Origin of the sequence: Pseudarthrobacter sp. C1, from assembly GCF_034720455.1 — a bacterium.
GTDB lineage: Bacteria > Actinomycetota > Actinomycetes > Actinomycetales > Micrococcaceae > Arthrobacter.
In genome coordinates, this window is sequence record NZ_JAYESK010000005.1 from 1 (window position 1) to 18,700 (window position 18,700).

The window sequence follows — 18,700 nt, forward strand, 5'->3', positions numbered from 1 at the left end:
GGGCGGATTCGTTCCACCGCGTCCTCGTGGACCCGCGGGACGGGGCGCCGCTGGAAATCGGCCGCACCAGCTACCGGGTCACCAAAGCCATGCGGAACTGGCTCAGGCTAAGGGACGGCAAATGCCCCTTCCCCGGCTGCAACAACCACTCCCTCGACAACGAAGCCGACCACCTCCTCGCCTGGCACAACGGCGGCACCACAGGAGTCTCGAACCTCGGCCAGCCCTGCCCGAAACACCACAAACTCCGCCACACCAGCGGCTGGAAACCCACCCCCGCCNGAAGCCGACCACCTCCTCGCCTGGCACAACGGCGGCACCACAGGAGTCTCGAACCTCGGCCAGCCCTGCCCGAAACACCACAAACTCCGCCACACCAGCAGCTGGAAACCCACCCCCGCCGCCACAACCGCACCACCCGGCTGGACCTCACCCACCGGCCGCCACTACACAAGCGAACACCAGGACTGGGAACCACCCCAGTGGCCGGATCGGGCTGCGGAAGTGAAACGCCTGGAAGGATCAATCGCAGGCTGTACGGACTTCGCCTACACCGGGCTCTCCCCCGGCGAAGAAGCCCTCGAGCAGTTCCTGCACGCCCGCGACGGATGAACGTTGGTTGGGCTTCCGCTCAGGAGCCGGCAATTCCGTCCAGCCGGTACCGCAGCTCCACGATTCCCCTGCCCATGGTGCGCGAGGCCACCAACTCGAGTGGCGGCGTCGGGCCTGCCAGCGGAAGCAGCCGCTTGCCATCCCCCAGTACCACCGGGATGACGGAGAGGATAAGTTCGTCGAGCAGTCCGGCCGAAGCGAACTGGGCGGCGAGGTTCCCGCCGCCCACCACCCAGATGTTCTTGCCGCCGGTGGCCCGTTCGAAGTCTGCGAGGAACTCGGTGACTTCGCCGCGGACGAAGGTGATGTCGGAACCTGCCGGAGCCGTGTACTCATGCCGGGTGAACACGTAGGAGGGTGTGCCCGGGTAAGGCCAGTTGCCCGGCTCGTGTTCCAGGAGCCAGGCGTAGGTTCCGCCGCCCATGACGATGCAGCCGACATCTGCCATGAACGACTCGTAGCTTTCCTTGCCGCCCTCAAAACCGTCGAACTGCAGCAGCCAGCCCAGGTCATCGGTGGGCGTGGCAATAAAGCCGTCCAGGGACGCGGCGACGAAGTACTGGATACGTGGCATGGAGCCAGCCTAGCCAACGGCATCAGCGCCTGCCAGAGGCAGGTCAGCCGGAAAAGTACGGAATGATCAGGTACAGCCCGAAGAGCACTGCCAGGCCGCACAGGCCGAAGCAGACGTATGCGAACGCACGCTTGGTTCCTGGGGACACCTGCTGCGGGTCACCGGCGATGGCGGTCAGCCTGACGCCCAGGGAGTAGAGGACCACCACAGTCACAGCGGCCGCCAGGGTGGCACCGGCTACGGTCAGCAGTTCCAACCACTTCATCGTTGGGCATCCTTCGTGTCGACGGCTTCGGCTTCCGCCTGGGTGCCGGCTTCGGTTTTGTTAGTGGGCTGGGTGTTTGGCTCGGCCTGGGCGTTTGCCTTGGATTTGGCGCGCGCACGGGCACGTGCCAGGGCCTTCTTCTTGGCAAAACGGACGGCTTGTCCGGCTTCTTCCACCTCGATGGCGTTGTGATGGCCGACGGCGGACTTGCGTGAGTAGAAGAACATCAGCAGCACGGCTGCGGTGCCGGCAACGGCGGCAATCAAAACGCCAACCACGCCAGTCTTGACCAGGAGGGCGGTCAATGCCCCCACAATTCCGGCGGCGGGAAGGGTGAACAGCCAGCCCAGCGCGATCTTGCCCACCATGTTCCAGCGCACGCTGGTTCCCTTGCGGCCCATGCCGGAGCCGATGACGGAACCGGAAGCAACCTGGGTGGTGGAGAGCGCAAAGCCGAGGTGTGAGGACGCAAGGATGGCAGACGCCGTGCTGGTCTCGGCCGCGAAGCCCTGGGCGGGCTTAACCTCGGTGAGACCGGCACCCATGGTGCGGATGATGCGCCACCCGCCGGCGTACGTGCCGATGGCGATGGCCAGGGCGCAGGCTGCAATAACCCAGAACTGGGGTCCTGAGCCGGCCTCCTGGGTTCCGGCGGCAATCAGGACCAGCGTGATGATGCCCATGGTCTTCTGGGCGTCATTGGTGCCGTGGGCCAGTGCAACCAGGCTGGACGTGAAGATCTGGCCGGTCCGGAAGCCGCCGCGCTTCTGGGTGAGCTTGCTGCCGGTCTCGGGATCGTGGCGCGAGGTCAGCGCGTAGGCGAGGCGCGTGCAGATGTAGGCAACGACGCCGGCAATAAGCGGTGCGAAGATCGCCGGGAGGATGACCTTCTGGAGGAGGCCTTCAAGGTTGATGGAGTTGAAGCCGATGCCGGCAATGGCTGCACCGATGAGCCCGCCGAACAAGGCATGCGAAGAACTTGAGGGAAGGCCTTTTAGCCAGGTGATCATGTTCCAAAGGATGGCACCCATGAGTCCGGCAAAGATGATGTCCGGCGTGATCTGGACGCCGTCCGATCCCTCACGGATGATTCCGCCGGACACCGTTTTGGCCACCTCCGTGGAAAGGAATGCGCCCACGAGGTTCAGGATGGCTGCCAGCGCCACCGCGGTTTTTGGTTTGATGGCGCCGGTTGCGATGGGCGTGGCCATGGCATTCGCGGTGTCGTGGAAACCGTTAGTGAAATCGAAAAATAGTGCCAGTGCGATAACCAGCGCCACCATGAAGGTGATATCCACCTGTTGCCCAATCTGCAGAGTCGACGTCCAGCAGTTTCTTTTCCGCCGGCTGCCCTGCACAGATAATTCACCAGCTGTTCGCTTGGAATGACTTGTGGCGGTAACCAGACCGGCGTGAAACCTTATCGATCGTACGCGTACCCAACAACAGGTCAAAACAACGGCTGTCCGAGAAACGACCGTATCCGCTCCAGTTCCATGGGCGAGATGCCGCGTCTCGGATCGGGGGAAACGGCCAGGATGCGCCGGCCGAGGAGCCTGGCCCAGGCCTGGGCCGCCGCCTCGAATGCCAACTGGTCGTCGATCCAGGCAACAGCCTCAGGGCTGGCGGCTTCCACGTCCTCCTGGATGGCGCGAAGCTTCCACCAGCCCTCCCCCGCGGCTGTCCCGCCTGAAGTCAGGTAAGGCCACCGTGCCCCGTCCAGGCCGATGGCCGGGCACAGGTACTGCGGGGCAAGTTCCTCCCAGCTGGTGAGCCAGACGCAGCGCACCCCCGGCATCGCGGCAATGCCGTTCAGCCCGTCCACGAGTTCCGGCGCATAGGCCACGGGCAGGAGGCCCGCATCGGCGTACTTCCAGCCGGATCCCCAAGCGCTGGCTCCGGTTGGCCCGAACGGACAAACGACGCCGTCGACGTCGAGATAGAGCGTGCGGGTCATTCCTGATCCGAACCGGGAACCTAGCCCTGCCGGAGGCCCGGTGGCCTGGCAGTGGCGGGCCGCTCATGTTCCGGGCCGGTGAATCTGACGTCTGGCTCCACGCCTACATCCTCGCACCGGCCCGGATTCTCCTCAATGACCCGGGGCTGCTGGGCCTGGGCGAGGACCGTTCAGCGCGCCTGCTTCCCGGCCCGAAAGAAGCTACCGTCCTAGGGTGTTCCCGTGGCAACTTGGGGGTTGTTGACGTTGACCAGCCAGGCCACACCGAACCGGTCGGTGCACATGCCGAAGATGTCACCCCAGGGCGCCTGCTCCATGGGAACGGTCACCGTTCCGCCATCGCCACTGAGTTTCTCGTAGTACCCGCGCAGTTCCGCTTCATCGTCACCGCTGAGCGAGATCGAAATGGATGATCCCGGCGCGTACCCCATGCTGTTCGGCGTGTCCGCCCCCATCAGCACCATCCCCTGGGTGGTGGTCAGCATGCCGTGCATAATCTTGTCCGATTCGGCCGGATCGTCGCTGGCCTGGAACTCGCCGAAAGTGCTGAGGGCCAGGTCACCGCCGAAGACCGCCTGGTAGAAGGTCATCGCCTCGCGGGCGTTGTCGCGGAAGCTGATGTAGGGGTTGAGAGTGGTCGGCATGGTGGATCTCCTTGAATGGGGACGGAACATGGTGGAACCAGACAACATCCTGCCTCAAACGAAGGGCGGGTGGTAGGGGATGCCGAACGGTGGTGCGCAAGGGACCGCCTGGGCCGTAGGCTCAGGGTCATGGCCAGATACTTTGACGTTCACCCCCAGGACCCCCAGCCCCGCGCCATCACCCAGGCAGTCAAGATAGTGCTCGACGGCGGGCTGATCGCCTATCCCACGGACTCCTGCTACGCGCTGGGCGCGCAGATAGGCAACAGGGACGCCCTGGACCGGATCAGGACCATCCGCCGGCTGGACGACAAGCACCACTTCACGCTGGTCTGCCGTGACTTCGCGCAGCTGGGCCAGTTTGTGCACATCGGGAACGATGTCTTTCGCAGCATCAAGGCCGTAACCCCGGGCGGCTATACCTTCATCCTGCCGGCCACCAAGGAGGTTCCGAAGCGCCTGCTGCATCCGAAGAAGAAAACGGTTGGCGTGAGGATTCCGGACAACCGGGTGGTTCAGGCACTGCTCGCGGAGCTCGGTGAGCCGTTGCTTTCGAGCACCCTGCTGCTCCCTGACGAGGAGGACCCGCTGACCCAGGGGTGGGAGATCAAGGAGCGCCTGGACCACCAGGTGGACGCCGTAATCGACGCGGGCGACTGCGGATCAGAACCCACCACAGTGGTGGACTTTTCCAGCGGCGTGGCGGAGGTTGTCCGGCGCGGTACCGGGGATCCGTCCCGGTTCGAATAGCTGCTGGCAAAGTGCGCGCGGGTAAGGACTTGGGGCGACGGCGGAGGCTGCCTTCCGCTTCCGCTACTCCTGCTTGCGCGCCCGGCTTGGCTGCACCCTGGGCGGCTCGCCCGGCATCTTGGGGTAGTCCGGCGGGAACGGAAGCTCGCCCAGCCCGGCCTTGAGGTCACGCTGCCACCACTCAAGGAGCGTGTCGATGGTTCCGGGGTTCCTGCCCATGTCCGCCCAGGGGTCACCGAGCGTCTTGAGCCGGTCCGGGACGGTGAGGACGGTGAAGTTCTTCGGATCCACGTTTTCCAGTTCATCCCAGGTGATCGGGCAGGACACCGGGGCGTGGGGCAGCGGCCGGGGGCTGTAGGCGCCGGCGATGGTGCGGTCCCGGTTGGCTTGGTTGAAGTCCACGAATACCCGCTCGCCGCGTTCTTCCTTCCACCAGGCGGTGGTGACCTTTTCCGGCATCCGGCGCTCCAGTTCCCGGGCCGCAGCGATGACAGCGTGCCGGACGTCAAGGAATTCCCGCGTGGGCTCCACTGGCGCGTAAACGTGCAGTCCACGGTTCCCCGAGGTCTTGATGAAGCAGTCTAGGCCCGCCTCGGCCAGGACCTCCTTCAGCGCCAGCGCGGCAGGGATGGCGTCGTCGAAATCGGTTCCCGGCTGGGGGTCGAGGTCGATGCGCAGCTGGTCGGGATTGTCCGTGTTTTCCGCACGGGAGGGCCAGGGGTGGAAAACGATGGTGTTCATCTGCACCGCCCATACGGCCGCTGCGGGTTCATCAAGGATCAGCATGGGATGGGAGCGTGCGCTCGGAAAGACCACCTTGGTGGACCGGACGAACGCCGGCGCACCTTTCGGCGGGTTCTTGGAGAAGAACATCTCGCCGTCGATGGTGCCCGAGAACCTCTGCAGGGCCACAGGCCTGCCACCGTTGGCAGCGATGAACGCTTCCCCTACATCGCAGATGTACTTCGCCAGGTCGAGTTTGGTGATTCCCGGCTCAGGCCAAATGACCCGGCTGGGGCTCGAAATGCGCATTTCCCGCTCGCCGTTCGGCCCCTGGACTGTGATGGTGGTCTGTTCGCTCGCCATGGGGACAACGTACACCCCTGCAACAGGAGGCCGGCAGATTTTGGCGGCCGGTCCGGCATGATGGACGCATGTCAGCTTCTGAAACCGCCCTCAGCATCCCGGTGGGCGAAGTCATGGTCTCCGGCACCTACGCGTGCCCTGACAGCCCGTCCGCCACGGTGGTGCTGGCGCACGGTGCGGGTGCGGGCATGGAGCATCCCTTCCTGCGCGGGTTCACCGACGCACTGAACTCCCTCGGCCTCGCCACCCTCCGCTTCAACTTCCCCTACCGGGAGGCCGGCAGGAAGTTCCCGGACCGCCCACCCACAGCGATCGCAGCCTGGCGGGCAGCCATGGATGCGGCGGCAGGCAAGGCGGCGGAACATGGCGCCACCGGCCGCATCTGGGCGGCGGGCAAATCCTTCGGCGGACGGATGGCCTCGATGGCCGTGGCGGACGGGATGGACGCTGCAGGACTGGTCTACCTGGGGTATCCCCTGCATCCGCCGGGAAAGCCCGACAAAGTCCGGGACGAACACCTCTACGGCATCACTTCACCGATGCTGTTCCTGCAGGGCAGCCGCGACACGTTCGCTACTCCCGGCATCCTGGAGGACGTGGTGCGCCGGATAGGACCCTCAGCTGTCCTGCAGTGGGTGGAGGGCGGCGACCATTCGTTTGCGGTGGCCGGCGTGAAGCGTTCAGCCGCGGAAGTGGGCGCGTCCCTTGCCGAGCCGGTGGCTGGCTTCATCCGCGCCTCCGGCTGATTCGCAGCGGCCTTTGACGGGGCCGCTGCCCGGAACCAGGCGCCAGGGAGTCCGGGTGTCAGGCGGCTTCCTCGTGCCACCAGCCTTCCCAGGCTGCGGAACTGAGCTGGCCTTCAGGGAATTCGGTTTGTCCGCTGCCGCCGCCGTGTGACCGGCTGTCATCACTGCGCCGGCCGTCGAGCAAGAGGTTAAGGCTGGTGAAGAGAAACATCTTTACGTCCTTCCGTTTCCTGTTGAGGACAACACTGTCCAAGTGGAAACGAGCCTATGCCGTGCATGTTTCAGCGCGTCGACGGTACGTAACGGGCGTGTATCGGAGATCTCACGCGGGGCCGCGGGCCCGGGGAGGCGAACGCGGCAGCGGGCTATTTCCGCTGCTTGGTCCGTGCGGTGGCCGGTGCGGTCCAGGGATCTTCCGGCCACGGATGCTTGGGATAGCGCCCCCTCATCTCGGCGCGGACCTGTGCGTAGGGTCCGGACCAGAAGGATGTCAGGTCGTCGGTGACGGCGAGCGGCCGCCGGGCCGGTGACAACAGGTGGAACAGGACCGGCACCCGGCCATGGACCAGGCGGGGCGTCTCTGCCAGCCCAAAGCACTCCTGGAGTTTGACGGCAACCACGGGCCGTTCCGTCCCCGCTGAAGGTTCCGGATACTCAATCCGCACCCTGGAGCCGCTGGGGACCTCCAGCCATTCCGGGGCGAGCTCATCCATCCTGGCTGCCTCCGGCCAGGGAAGCAGCCGCCGGAGGGGCCCGGTGAGGTCAATGGTGTTGGCGTCCGCGCCCCCCGCAAGCGCCTCGAGCTCGGGTCCCAGCCAGTCCTGCAGCCGGACAAGGAGCCCGGCCTCCGACACGTCCGGCCACGGTCCGCCCAGCTCACGGTGCAGGAAGGCGAGGCGGCTGCGCAAGGATGCTGCCGGCGTCGACCATTTGAGGACGGAAAGTCCGTCCTTCTGCAGCACTGCTGCTACCGCAGCCCTCCCCTCCGCGGGCGACGGACGCACGGGAGTGGACGCGAGCCCAATGGCGCCCAATCGCCGGACCCTGCGGGCGGTGACGCGGCCCTGCGTGAAGGCCGCCTCAACAGCCTCAGCCAGAAGGTGTGACGCCGCCGCCTCGGCAAGGCCGGCCGAGAGCGGAGCCGCGGCGCGGATCACGGCACCGGTGCCGGCGGAGTCCCTGCCTTCGGCGCGGGACACCTCGGCAACGGCCAGCCATTCCTGCCCTGCCAAGCTGCTTCCGGCCGGCAAGCCTGCCCGGGTCCCGGATGACAGCAGATAGCGCTCCGGCCCGTCGCCGGGGACCCTGCGTGCCACACGGTCGGGAAAAGCGAGGGCGACGACGGCGCCCACCACCTCAGTGCCGCCGGTGAGGGCAGGAAGCGCGGGAGCTTCGGACAGCGGGCCTGCCTGCCCGGCCAGCGCCTGGAGGCGGCGGCTCTCCTCCGTCCAACGCCGCCCGGCCGGCCCGCTGTCACTGCGCAACTGGGACATGAGCCGCACCAGGTCTGCGCCGGGAGCGCGGCCATCACCTGCCACGGCAGCCACAACCTCAGCCGCCGCCCTGGAGCCGGCCGCTGCCGCGCCGTCGAGCAGGGCACGGGCCAGCCGCGGATCGGCGGGAATGCCGGCGAGGGTCCTGCCTGCGCGGGTGGCCTGGCCGCTGCCGGACACGGCCCCGAGCTCCGCCAGAACTTCCATCGCATCATCCATGGCCTGCTGCGGCGGCGCGTCAGGCAAGGGGAGGCCCTTCCCCCTTGGGGACCCCCAGCACGCCATCAGCAGGGCGGCGCCCGTCAGGTCCGCCACGTTGATTTCCGGGGTCACGTGGGCCGGCGCGGCGCCAAAGGCTTGCTGGCTGTAGCAGCGGACTACGGTCCCCGGCCCCTGGCGGGCTGCCCGCCCGGCACGCTGGTCCGCCGAGGCCCGGGAGCAGGAGACTGTGACCAGTCCGTTCATCCCGCGGGCAGCGTCACGCCGCGGCTCACGGGCAAGCCCTGAATCCACCACCAGCCGGACGCCGGGGACGGTCAGTGAGGACTCGGCGAGGTCTGTGGAGACGATGATCCTGGCGTTGTCGCCCGGGCGACGGCCGGATACCGCGCGGTCCTGTTCCGCCGGCGCTGCCTGGCCATGGAGTTCCAGCACGTCCGTCCCTGGGCCAAGCAGGCTGCGGAGCCTCGCCGCGACCTGGGAAACCTCCCTCGCCCCGGGGAGGAAGACCAGGGCATCTGCGGCGCTGTTCTGTGCCAGTTCACGCCGGTGGGCTTCCGCGGCCGTCCCGGCCACGAACTCCAGGAACGCGGGCGTTACTCCCCGGCCGTCCAGCCTGGCGGCGGGAGCCGGCCGCCACTCTATGCCCAAGGGATGGAGCGCGGAAGGGCAGTCAACGACGGGTGCCGGCCCGCCGCCGTCGTGGTCTCCCAGCAGGGCGGCAAACCGGGGCGCATCGAGGGTGGCGGACATTGCGACGACGGCCAGGTCGCCGCGCAGCTGGCGGACTTCAGCGAGCATGCCGACGAGCAGATCCGTTTCCAGCCCGCGTTCGTGGACCTCGTCCAGGACCACTGCGCCGGCCGTGGGGAGGTCCGGAGCGGCCAGCAGGCGGCGCAGCAGGATGCCGGGCGTGACGAACTCGATGAGGGTTTCGGGTCCTGCCTGGCGTTCGCCGCGGACGGTGTACCCGATGCGGCTTCCCAGCCGGCTGCCGTCCAGGGCGGACAGCCTGCGGGCGGCGGCACGGGCGGCGACGCGGCGGGGCTGGGTCACGACCACCCGGCCCGGCTGGCCGGTGGCGGACGCAAGGAGGTTTGCGAGGCGCGGCGGCACCAGGGTGGTCTTGCCTGTTCCGGGCGGCGCCTGCACTACTGCCGTTCCTCCGGCACCTGCTGTTCCTCCGGCACCGCTGCGGCCCAGGGCTTCAGCCAAAGCCGCGAGCGAGTCAGCGAAGGGCAGTCCGGCGCCGATGGCCGCCAGGTTGAAGGCCTTGCCGGCTGGCGGCACCTTCAGGCCGCTCGGAGAAGTCATCCCTCCATTTTGCCCGGAACTTCGCTGCCGCCGTGACGGAGGCCCGGCCTGACACCGGGATCAGGGCTTTCCCGTACCTTTGGTCCTACCCCTGGAATCTTTGGCGGCTTCGGGCAGTCCCGGTCCCTGGGGTGCGGATTCGGGCGCCGGGGCGGCGGCGGGCGATTCCGGTTGGGGCGGGACGGGCTGCGACTGCGTGGCGGAAGCGTCCGTGGTGGGGGTTTCGGCTGCGACAGCCGTTGCTTTGGCTGCGGAAGCCGCAGCGGCCTGGGCTTCGATGTGGCGGGTGATCTCGGCCCGGACCGACGACAATGCGGCTTCGATGCCACGGTACCTGGACGCCGAGACCAGGCCCCCTGCGGCGGCAGCCTCCAGGTCATTTTCGAGCGCGTCCAAGGCAGCGAGGGCGCCGTCCAGCCTGTTCTCCGCGGCGGCCTGGCTCACGTTGAGCACGCGGATCTGCAAGCCCTGAAGGGTTGCCTCATCCGAGTCGGAGCCGCGAAGACCTGCGGAGGCAAGGAATGCTCCGGCCACCAGGGCGGCAGCTGCGAGTACGGCGGCCAGCGCGGGCCAAACCGTCCGCCGCTGGGGCTTCGGGAGAGCCTTCCCCGAGTTGCGGGGCCCTGGAATCTCAGGCGGCATGCTTGCCCTGCAGGGGCAGGACTGCGGCCGGCCGGGGGTACAGGACCGTCACGGCAGTGGTTTCGATTGCGTCAATTGCCGGTGCAGGGACAGCCGCTGCTAGTGTCAGGGCCGCAGCAGGTGATGCTTCAGGACCTGCTGCCAGGGGTACCGGCGTTGTCCGGGGGGCATTCCGGAGAACCCGGCGCACGGCTGCACGAAGTACTGCGGCGAGCAGCTGGCCCAGACCCACGCCCAAGAGCACGTGACCGGCGAGGTACTGGGCGCCATGACCTGCAGCACCGAATGGCGCGCTGGCCGCCAGCGCTGCTCCGGCGGCGGCCACCAGGGACCAGATGGCACCAATAACTGCACTCATGTGTTCGACCTGCTCCCGCTTCTCCGACTAATCAGCAAGCTTACTACTAATGGTCAGCAAGCTTACTACCCGATCCGGACTACGCAAGGGAGAGTGTGCGGCGTGGTGCGTTGAGGGAGCGCCACAAAAAGGAACTGCAGTCCCTACTGCCGCAGGTCGAGGGCCGCCAGGAGCCGCCGGACCGAGCCGCCCAGGTTCCACTCGCTGGCGAGGCGCTCCAGTTCGGTGCGCGGCTCCCCCGCAACGGGGCTTAGCTTGGCCCCAGCCTGTTCGGGGCTGGGCAGGTCCAGGTCCCGCACGAGCCTGACGACGGCGGGGGCAACCGAGAGGTAGTCCGCGGCGGCGGCCAACCTGGCCCGCACCGGTGCGGACAGTCCGCTGCCGGAATGCCCGGCCGCTTCCAGGAGCCCCTCCAGGGTGCCGTGCTTGAGCAGCAGCGACGCTGCCGTCTTTTCGCCGATACCCGCGACGCCCGGCAACCCGTCCGAGGCGTCGCCGCGCAGGGTCGCATAGTCGGCGTACTGCCGGGGCAGCACCCGGTACTTGGCCACCACCACTTCTTCGGTGATGACTTCGAGGTTCTTCATGCCGCGGGCGGTGTAGATCACCCGGACCTGACGTTCGTCGTCGCAGACCTGGAAGAGGTCACGGTCTCCGGTCACCACGTCCACGGGCAGGTCCGCGTGGCTCGCGTAGGTGCCCACGACGTCGTCGGCCTCGTGGTCAGGCGCGCCCACGATGGCGATGCCGGCGAGCCCAAGAATCCGGCGGATCATCGGAAGCTGCGCCTCCAGCGCATCCGGAACCACCTCGACGTCCGGTGCGCCCGCGACGGCCTCCGCCACCCGGTGCGCCTTGTAGGTGGGGAGAAGGTCCACCCTCCATTGCGGGCGCCAGTCATCGTCCCAGCAGGCGATCAGGTGCGTTGCCTGATAATCAGTGGTCAGTCGCGCAATCATGTCCAGCAGTCCCCGGACGGCGTTGACCGGTGTGCCGTCCCCGCGCCGGATCGTATCCGGCATTCCGTAGAAGGCGCGGAAGTACAGCGAGGCAGTGTCCAGCAGCATCAGGCGGTCAGGCATACTCCGATCCTCACACGGATCAGCCCTGCGCGGCCATCAGCCCGGGCCACGATTCCGAGGTTCTCCATGCCCGGCGTCCACGACCGGGCACCCATCCCGTGCTGTAACTAGGAGGCCCAGTCGGAGTCTCCGAACGCGCGTCCGCGGAAGTGCGCACGCAGGTACTCCCCCACCACAGCGGCTCCGAGGTCCCCGGTCTCGGGGGCCACCACCCGGCCGTCCACCCGGCGCACCATGCGCTGCACGAACCGTTCCAGGCTGGGGTCGTTGCCCAGCCTGAAGAACGTGGCCTGCGTGCCGGCACGGCCCAGCCGGTCCAGTTCCGCCACCGTCACCCGGATGGTCTCCGGGTCCGGTGGCCAGCAGAACCACGGTTCGCCTTCCGCAAGCAGGTGGGCGGTGGGCTCGCCGTCGGTCACCACCAGGAGGACGGGCTGCATGGAGGGATGCTTGCGGAAGAACCGGCCGGCCAGCAGCAATCCGTGGTGCAGGTTTGTTCCTTGTTCACGCCGGGGAGGCATGGCCGTGAGCGCGCCTATATCCATCGCCTGGGCACAGCGGCCGAACGTGATCAGCTCCAGCCTGTCCCCGCGGAAGCGCGTGGACACGAGGTGGTGCAGCGCCAGGGCAGTGCGCTTCATGGGCACCCACCGCCCCTCGGCGGCCATCGAGAATGAAACGTCCACAAGGAGGACGACGGCGGCCTGGGTGCGGGCCTCTGTCTCGCTCACCTCGATGTCCGCGGGGGTGAGGCGGAGTCCGGCGCCCGGGGTCCCGCCGTCGGCCGCGGTACGGCTGATCGCGTTGGTCAGCGTGCGCGTGACGTCCCAGGGCTCGGCGTCCCCGAACTCCCATTGGCGGCTGGAGCCGGTCTGCTCGCCGGCAGCTCCCGCCACGCGGGTGTCCCTGCGCCCCTGCCTGCCGGACAACTGTTTCGCGGTATCCCGCAGGAGTGACTTCCCGAGCCGCCGCATGGCCTGGGGCGAAAGCCGAAGGTCCCCGTCCGCGCCACGGCGCAGGTACCCGCCGTCCTGCATGGCCCGCTCGATCTCCGCCAGCGTGCGTGCGGTGACGGCCGCGTTCTGACCAAGCTGGCGGGCCAGGGCATCCAGGTCCAGGTCACCGAGGGTTGATCCGTTGTAGGACTGGGAAAGCTGCTCGGCGAGTTCGTCCAGTTCCGCGATGTCCTGGAGGACGCCGGTGCCGTCGCCGAGGCCCAGCCCCTCCTGCCCCTCGAACCGCTCCGACCCGGTCCAGTCCTCTCCGGGACGCAGTGCCCGAAGGGTGTCGTCGAGCCGGTCGAGCTGGGCCATCAGTTCCGGCGACCCGAAAGCCTGTGCGGACAGGCGCATCAGTTCCTCCCGCTGCTCCGGCGACATGGACTGCAGGAGCCGCTGGGCCGCAGCTGCCCGCTTGGCCAGTGCGTCAATCAGCTCCTCCACGGACTGCGGATCTTCCGGGAAGTGGTGGCCGTGCCGCGCCATGAACTCCTGGAAGTCAGCCTCCGTGTCCTGCCCGCGGCGGTGTTTGTCCAGCAGCGTGTTCAGGTCCCGGAGCATACCGCTGACGGCTGCCCGGTCCTCTTCCGTGGCGTTCTCAAGCGCCTGCTTCATGCCGGCGAAGCGCTGGTCCAGGGCCTCGCGGCCCAGCAGGTCCTTGATCCGCTCGTAGGCTTCCCTGGCGGCGCCGGACTGCCAATCATAGGAAGCGAGCTCGTTGACGGCCGCCGCGGTGGATTGGGGCAGGTTCTGGAGCTGCATCTCCCGGAAGGCACGGTCCGTGTTGTCCATCATCGCGTCGCGGGCGAGTTGTTTGCGTTCCTCCAGGAGGGCGGTATCCAGGAGCTGCCTGACCTCGCTGAGGGTTCCGTCCAGCCGGTGCCTGCCAAGCAGTTCACTGCGGCGCTGCTGGACGCGCCGGGCGAGGTCGTCCAGGCCTTCCCGGCTCCGGCCGCCGCGCCGGAGGAATTCCTGCAGGGCGTGGCGGGGTGAGTAACCTGCCATCACGTCGTCGGCGACGGCGTCCAACGCCTCCGCCAGGTCGACTGGCGGGGCAAGGGGATCGGGTCCGCCCGTGTACCGGCCGTACCTGGCGGAGTGGTGGTGGATGTCCATGGTGCCCCTAGCCGTAGACCGTTTCCTCGTCGTCGGACTCCTTGGAGATCCGGCGGGCAAGGTAAAGGCCTTCCAGGGCGAGTTCGATCGCGGCGGCGCGCTCGCCCTTTGACTTTGCGCCGAGGCGGATGCCGATTTCGTCGTAAAGGCCCGATCCATTCAGGGACGGCAGGTTCTCCAGGAACTCCTGCGCCGTGACGTGCTCTCCGGTGGTGACTGTGGTGTGCCCGTCGAGCGCTGCCACGAGCGGGCCGAGATCGAGGCCCTGGTAGTGCGCGCGCACCGCCTCGGCAGTGGCTGTGCGCAGGAGGTGGTCAAGGACGGCTTGCTCGCGGCCTTCCTCACCCGACTCGAACTCGATCTTGCCGGTCAGGACTTCCACCGCTGTCCCAAGGTCCACTATCCGGGCCACAGCCTCGGCCTCGCCGCGCACACTCGCCCGGCGGAGCGCCGCGGCAGCCACTGTTTCGGCTCCCGCGATGGCGAACCGCGCCGAAACCCCCGAGGTCTGGTTGATCGCCGGGGATTGCCGCAGCGCGCGGGTGTAACGCGCCAGGATCTCAAGGATGACCGGCGGGACGTTGGCCACCAGCTGCCCCTCCTGCCGTATGACGGCCACCTCGTCGTCGAGCTCGATTGGGTAGTGCGTCCGGATCTCGGCGCCGAAGCGGTCCTTCAGCGGCGTGATGATCCGGCCCCGGTTGGTGTAGTCCTCCGGGTTGGCGGACGCGACCACCAGCACGTCCAGCGGCAGGCGGAGCACGTAGCCCCGGATCTGGATGTCGCGCTCCTCCATCACGTTCAGCATGGACACCTGGATCCGTTCCGCAAGGTCCGGCAGTTCGTTAATGGCGATGATGCCCCGGTTGGAACGCGGAACCAGGCCGTAGTGGATGGTCTCCGGATCCCCGAGGGGGCGGCCCTCCGCCACGCGCATCGGGTCCACGTCGCCAATCAGGTCAGCGACGGACGTGTCCGGCGTGGCCAGCTTCTCCACGTACCGCTCCGACCGGTGGCGCCACGCCACCCGCAGCCGGTCACCCTCGGTGAGGGCGAGGGCACGGTAGTGCTCGGTGATGGGCTCGAAGGGGTGTTCGTTCAGTTCCGAGCCCTCGATGACCGGCGACCATTCATCCAGCAACCCCGCCAGGGTGCGGAGGAGGCGGGTCTTGCCCTGCCCGCGCTCGCCGAGCAGCACCACGTCGTGGCCGGCAATCAGGGCGCGCTCCAGCTGGGGAATGACCGTGCGGCTGAACCCGTACAAACCTGGCCACGGATCCCTGCCGGCGGCGAGCGCGGCGAGGAGGTTGTCTCGGATTTCCTGGCGGAGGTCCTTGTGGGCGTGGCCGGCGGCGCGCAGCTCGCCAACTGTGAAGATATCGGGACGATCAGTCACCCCTCCACGGTAGCCCCCTCCCGTGCCGTGAATCGAGGACTTTCGCCAAACACCCGTTCCACGGCGGCTGCCCCTTCCCCCGGGAACCCGGGCGGGGCCGCGTCATGCCGGTGGACCGGACCGGGATGCGCCGCCCGTGGCCGCTGCTCTGAGGCCAATTTCATCCCGCGCTGCCGGTACTGTCCCACCAGCGGAGCACGCGAAGGCACCGCATGGTGGTCATGCGGCTGGGGCCCTGCGGTTCTGGCGGGAACCACTGCCTGCCCGGGTATGGCGCGTACCGCTTCCAGCTGCCGTCAGGATTCCGGGCCGCGCGGACCCTTTCCACGGCATCCGCGAGCCGGGGATCGGGCGCTGCTCCGCTCGCCCGGAAGTATTCGAGTCCCCGGAGGACATCGAAGTGCCATTGCGGCGGAAACGGGAACCGGGTGAATGCCCCGTCGGCCACCTCGCCGGTGGTGTGTGAGCGGTACAGGTGATGGGCCAGGAAGAATTCGCGTCCCTTCGCGGCTGCCGCCCGCACCTCGGCCGGTCCGCCGGACCGCCCGTAGGCATCGAGTGCCTCGAGGACGGTGATGCTGGTGTGGAAAGAACCGTGGCGGGAGCCTGTCCGCCTGGTCTGGCAGTTCCACCCGCCGTCGGGAAGCTGTTCCTGGAGCAGCCAGGACACGGCCGCGTCCAGCCGCGGCTCCCCGTAACGGAAGTAGGAGGCCAAGAGGACAAGCATTCCTACGACGCACGTGTCCGGGGGTCCGCGCCACAGGCTGGGTCCGCCGTCGTAATACCTGGCGCCGTCCCACAGGCAGTGGCAGCCGCGGACCGCCTGCGGGTTTTCCTCCGGAAGGCCCAGCCGGTGCAGGAGCAGAAGCGTGTAGGTGGTGGAAGTCCACTTGGGCAGGTAGAGCCCCTGGGACCAGGTGCCGGCCCCGTCCTGTTCGCCCAGGAGCCGGGCGCCCCACCCTTCCGTTGCCACGCGGCGGCGTTCGGTGAGGACCTCGTCGTCTCCGGCGCCGCGCAGGTCCTGCAGCACCTGCCACCTGATCGCCGGATCGCCCTCAAGCAGCCACGCCGTTACCCTTTCCAGAGTCCCTGCCACGCCAGCCACGCTAGTAGGTTGCGCAGGCAGTGCGGTAGGGCAGTTGGACCCCCGGGGCCTTCTTGCGCCAGCATTGGGGCAAGGGCGAAGGCCGCGAATGCACAGGGTGCTGAAGGTCGAGGGGGCTGCAGTGGACAGCGGGTATGCTGGCGGTGACGCCCCGGCCGTTTCGGTGGTGATCCCCACCCGGAACGACGCGGAAATGCTGAGGACGTGCCTGCACCTGCTCTCCCGGCAAACCAGGCCGGCCCACGAAATCATCGTGGTGGACAACGCCAGCAGCGACGACACGCCCGCCGTCTGCACCGCCGCCGGGGTACGCCGCATCCCCGTGGATCTGCAGGGCATTCCTGCCACGGCCGCCGCCGGCTTTGATGCGGCGGCAGGGGACATCATCGCCCGGCTGGACACGGACTCCAGGCCCCCGGCCGACTGGCTGGAACGGGTGGAGGCCGACCTGGCGGCGGCGGGCCCCATGACCCTTGTGACCGGGCCGGCCGATTTCTATGGCGGAAGCCCGTGGGTCCGCTGGGCCGGAAGGCATGTGTTCCTGAGCGGCTATTTCAGGGTCTTCCGGCTGTTGCTGGGCCATCCCCCGGTCTTCGGTTCAAACTTCGCACTGCGGCGGGAAGTGTGGCAGGAGATCAGCCGCAGCGTGGTGCGGGACAACGCGGATGTCCACGACGACGTCGATATCTCCTACCGCCTCCGCCCCGGGATGACGGTCATCTACGACCCCGCCCTCACCGTAGGCGTCTCGTCCCGGCCGCTTACCAGCTGGGCATCCTTCCGCCGCCACGGGGCCATGACACTGACCACGTGCCGCGTTGAGTTCCGGGAAGAAGCGCCGCTGCGGCGCCGCCTGGACCGTTTGCAGGTACGACGGCGGCGGGAAGTGCGGCGGTTCAGCCGGCGTCGGTGGGGGCGGCACGGTGATCCACCGCGGCCGTGAGCTGGTCGATGCGTTCGAGCGCCGAGGTAAGCTGCTCCACGGCCGCCCACAGCGCCTGATGCTCTTCCCTGACCTGGTCCAGCGTGGCACCGGCAGACCTCAGGGTGGCGAGGTCGAAACTGACGTTCGTGCGTGCCCCCGCAACCGCTGCCCTCAAGGCGCCGAATCCGACGACGACATCAGCTATGAGCGCAGGGTTCCCGTTGGAGGCGAGCCAGCCAAGGTCATCAATGGCAGCAACGGCCCTTTCGCCCAGCACGGCGGAGGCCTTGGCTGCGTCAACGGAGGCCCGGTGTACCGCCCGGTCCCGTTCCGGGCCGCGTTCAAGCCGGAAGGCGGCGCCGAACGCTTCGGAGGCGGCAGCATCGTCGTCGGCCAACTTGAGGGCATCGGTGCGAAGGGCGCAGGCCCGCTCGTGCAGGGCAGCGAGTTCCGGCCCCTGGTGCTCCTTGGGTTCGGTGTAGCCGGCGACCATTGACGCCAGCGACGCTGCGATGGCCAGCATCACTCCCGTCCCTGCTCCTCCGCCGGGCGAGCCCTTTGACTCCGCCAGGGCACGCGTCCACTCCTCAACAGTTGAGCCTTGGGTGGTCACAGCAGCCGAATCAGTCATGCCATCAAGTGTGCCCTGTCCCCGGCAGGTATGCCGCGGCCGGCGACACCCCCAAGACCTATGACCGTCCCGCCGTCGTAATTCACTCCGGCGGTCCGTCCAGCACGGTGGGAATGTACTCGAGCAGCTGCAGCCTGCCGTCAAACGTCCGGCTCTCCACCAGCTCCAGGGCGATGTCCGGATAGCCGTCGTAGATCCGCTCCCGGCCGGTGCGCCCGGTAATCACCGGGAAAACCACCAGCCGGAACCTGTCCACCAGGCCCGCCTCAAGCAGCGACCGGCAGAGCCGCAGGCTGCCGAGCGTGCTCAGGGGCCGGGTCCCGGTCCGTTTCAGCTCCTTCACTGCCGCGACGGCGTCGCCGTTGACCAACTCCGAATTCGGCCAGCTCAGCGGCCCCTGGAGCGTGGAGGAGAAGACCACCTTCGGCACCGCGGCAAGCCCCGTGAGGCTGGCCCCTTCTTCCTCCGAAAACGCTGAGCCGCCGGCAGCCGCCTCCTCGGACATGCCGGACATCAGCCGGTAGGTATTGGCACCGAGCAGATACGTACGGTCTTCCTTTCCCTCCTGGTCCAGCCAGGCCAGGTATTCCGGCCCCTCCAGTCCCCACCAGCCGGGCCAGCCCTCCGCAGAGGCATACCCGTCCAGGGAAATGATGAAGTCAACCATCAGCTCTGCTGATGGCGCCTCCGGGGTTGCTTCGCCCATGGCCGTCTCCTTTGATGGCAGGTGCCGGCCATGCTATCCCTGCTGCAATCGGGCCTTCAAGTGCCTGCGCCGGGGTACATG

General features: G+C 68.0%; 19 protein-coding genes and 1 pseudogene. 4 read left to right on the forward strand and 16 right to left on the reverse strand.

What is annotated here, in order from left to right; translation table 11 throughout:
• A pseudogene (locus U7114_RS19385) lies at nucleotides 1-287 on the forward strand (HNH endonuclease signature motif containing protein); the annotation flags it as partial.
• Between the two features lie 344 nt (nucleotides 288-631).
• Here U7114_RS19385 and U7114_RS09795 read toward each other — a convergent pair.
• The 5 genes from U7114_RS09795 to U7114_RS09815 form a co-directional block, all read right to left on the reverse strand.
• Nucleotides 632-1,186 carry a dihydrofolate reductase family protein gene (locus U7114_RS09795; RefSeq protein WP_323057215.1) on the reverse strand — a complete coding sequence of 185 codons (555 nt, stop codon included), beginning with the start codon at nucleotides 1,184-1,186 and terminating at the stop codon, nucleotides 632-634.
• Between the two features lie 43 nt (nucleotides 1,187-1,229).
• A complete protein-coding gene (locus U7114_RS09800; RefSeq protein ID WP_104997881.1) occupies nucleotides 1,230-1,451 on the reverse strand; it encodes a hypothetical protein in 222 nt (73 codons plus the stop codon).
• On the reverse strand, nucleotides 1,448-2,749 hold the full coding sequence (locus U7114_RS09805) for an inorganic phosphate transporter (protein WP_323057216.1): 1,302 nt from the start codon (nucleotides 2,747-2,749) through the stop codon (nucleotides 1,448-1,450). Before U7114_RS09805 ends, U7114_RS09800 begins: the two co-directional genes overlap by 4 nt.
• Before the next feature lie 152 nt (nucleotides 2,750-2,901).
• Nucleotides 2,902-3,408 (reverse strand): HAD domain-containing protein, encoded by a 507-nt coding sequence (locus U7114_RS09810; protein WP_323057217.1) that lies wholly within the window; start codon nucleotides 3,406-3,408, stop codon nucleotides 2,902-2,904.
• Between the two features lie 209 nt (nucleotides 3,409-3,617).
• On the reverse strand, nucleotides 3,618-4,052 hold the full coding sequence (locus tag U7114_RS09815; RefSeq protein ID WP_157242388.1) for a VOC family protein: 435 nt from the start codon (nucleotides 4,050-4,052) through the stop codon (nucleotides 3,618-3,620).
• 129 nt (nucleotides 4,053-4,181) lie between these two features.
• Here U7114_RS09815 and U7114_RS09820 point away from each other — a divergent pair, with 129 nt between their 5' ends.
• Complete coding sequence (locus U7114_RS09820; RefSeq protein ID WP_321216159.1) at nucleotides 4,182-4,802, forward strand: L-threonylcarbamoyladenylate synthase; 621 nt, start codon at nucleotides 4,182-4,184, stop codon at nucleotides 4,800-4,802.
• Between the two features lie 63 nt (nucleotides 4,803-4,865).
• Here U7114_RS09820 and ligD read toward each other — a convergent pair whose 3' ends face one another.
• The gene (gene ligD / locus U7114_RS09825; protein ID WP_323057218.1) at nucleotides 4,866-5,888 is read right to left on the reverse strand and encodes a non-homologous end-joining DNA ligase; all 1,023 of its coding nucleotides are present in this window, start codon (nucleotides 5,886-5,888) and stop codon (nucleotides 4,866-4,868) included.
• A gap of 68 nt (nucleotides 5,889-5,956) precedes the next feature.
• On the opposite strand from ligD, the gene U7114_RS09830 reads away from it, so the two are divergent.
• Complete coding sequence (locus U7114_RS09830) at nucleotides 5,957-6,634, forward strand: alpha/beta family hydrolase (protein ID WP_323057219.1); 678 nt, start codon at nucleotides 5,957-5,959, stop codon at nucleotides 6,632-6,634.
• Nucleotides 6,635-6,692: 58 nt separating this feature from the next.
• Here the strand turns inward: U7114_RS09830 and U7114_RS09835 are convergent, their stop codons facing one another.
• The 8 genes from U7114_RS09835 to U7114_RS09870 form a co-directional block, all read right to left on the reverse strand.
• The gene (locus U7114_RS09835) at nucleotides 6,693-6,845 is read right to left on the reverse strand and encodes a hypothetical protein (protein ID WP_197432528.1); all 153 of its coding nucleotides are present in this window, start codon (nucleotides 6,843-6,845) and stop codon (nucleotides 6,693-6,695) included.
• Between the two features lie 154 nt (nucleotides 6,846-6,999).
• Nucleotides 7,000-9,660, reverse strand: a complete 2,661-nt coding sequence (hrpB, locus tag U7114_RS09840; protein WP_323057220.1) for an ATP-dependent helicase HrpB — start codon at nucleotides 9,658-9,660, stop codon at nucleotides 7,000-7,002.
• Between the two features lie 60 nt (nucleotides 9,661-9,720).
• Nucleotides 9,721-10,302, reverse strand: a complete 582-nt coding sequence (locus tag U7114_RS09845) for a hypothetical protein (protein WP_321216155.1) — start codon at nucleotides 10,300-10,302, stop codon at nucleotides 9,721-9,723.
• On the reverse strand, nucleotides 10,292-10,660 hold the full coding sequence (locus tag U7114_RS09850; protein ID WP_321216154.1) for a hypothetical protein: 369 nt from the start codon (nucleotides 10,658-10,660) through the stop codon (nucleotides 10,292-10,294). Before U7114_RS09850 ends, U7114_RS09845 begins: the two co-directional genes overlap by 11 nt.
• 143 nt (nucleotides 10,661-10,803) lie before the next feature.
• The gene (locus U7114_RS09855; protein WP_323057221.1) at nucleotides 10,804-11,742 is read right to left on the reverse strand and encodes a 5'-3' exonuclease; all 939 of its coding nucleotides are present in this window, start codon (nucleotides 11,740-11,742) and stop codon (nucleotides 10,804-10,806) included.
• 107 nt (nucleotides 11,743-11,849) lie between these two features.
• Nucleotides 11,850-13,856: a VWA domain-containing protein gene (locus U7114_RS09860; RefSeq protein ID WP_323057222.1), complete on the reverse strand. Its 2,007-nt coding sequence runs from the start codon at nucleotides 13,854-13,856 to the stop codon at nucleotides 11,850-11,852.
• A 7-nt stretch (nucleotides 13,857-13,863) separates the two neighbouring features.
• A complete protein-coding gene (locus U7114_RS09865) occupies nucleotides 13,864-15,252 on the reverse strand; it encodes a sigma 54-interacting transcriptional regulator (RefSeq protein ID WP_323057223.1) in 1,389 nt (462 codons plus the stop codon).
• A 160-nt stretch (nucleotides 15,253-15,412) separates the two neighbouring features.
• Nucleotides 15,413-16,348: a hypothetical protein gene (locus U7114_RS09870; RefSeq protein WP_323057224.1), complete on the reverse strand. Its 936-nt coding sequence runs from the start codon at nucleotides 16,346-16,348 to the stop codon at nucleotides 15,413-15,415.
• A gap of 97 nt (nucleotides 16,349-16,445) precedes the next feature.
• Here U7114_RS09870 and U7114_RS09875 point away from each other — a divergent pair, with 97 nt between their 5' ends.
• On the forward strand, nucleotides 16,446-17,300 hold the full coding sequence (locus tag U7114_RS09875; RefSeq protein ID WP_323057225.1) for a glycosyltransferase family 2 protein: 855 nt from the start codon (nucleotides 16,446-16,448) through the stop codon (nucleotides 17,298-17,300).
• Here U7114_RS09875 and U7114_RS09880 read toward each other — a convergent pair.
• Both U7114_RS09880 and U7114_RS09885 read right to left on the reverse strand, forming a co-directional pair.
• Nucleotides 17,254-17,913, reverse strand: a complete 660-nt coding sequence (locus U7114_RS09880) for a cyclodeaminase/cyclohydrolase family protein (protein WP_157242398.1) — start codon at nucleotides 17,911-17,913, stop codon at nucleotides 17,254-17,256. The genes U7114_RS09875 and U7114_RS09880 overlap by 47 nt on opposite strands.
• Nucleotides 17,914-17,995: 82 nt before the next feature.
• On the reverse strand, nucleotides 17,996-18,619 hold the full coding sequence (locus U7114_RS09885; protein ID WP_157242399.1) for a dihydrofolate reductase family protein: 624 nt from the start codon (nucleotides 18,617-18,619) through the stop codon (nucleotides 17,996-17,998).
• Nucleotides 18,620-18,700: the final 81 nt, after the last annotated feature.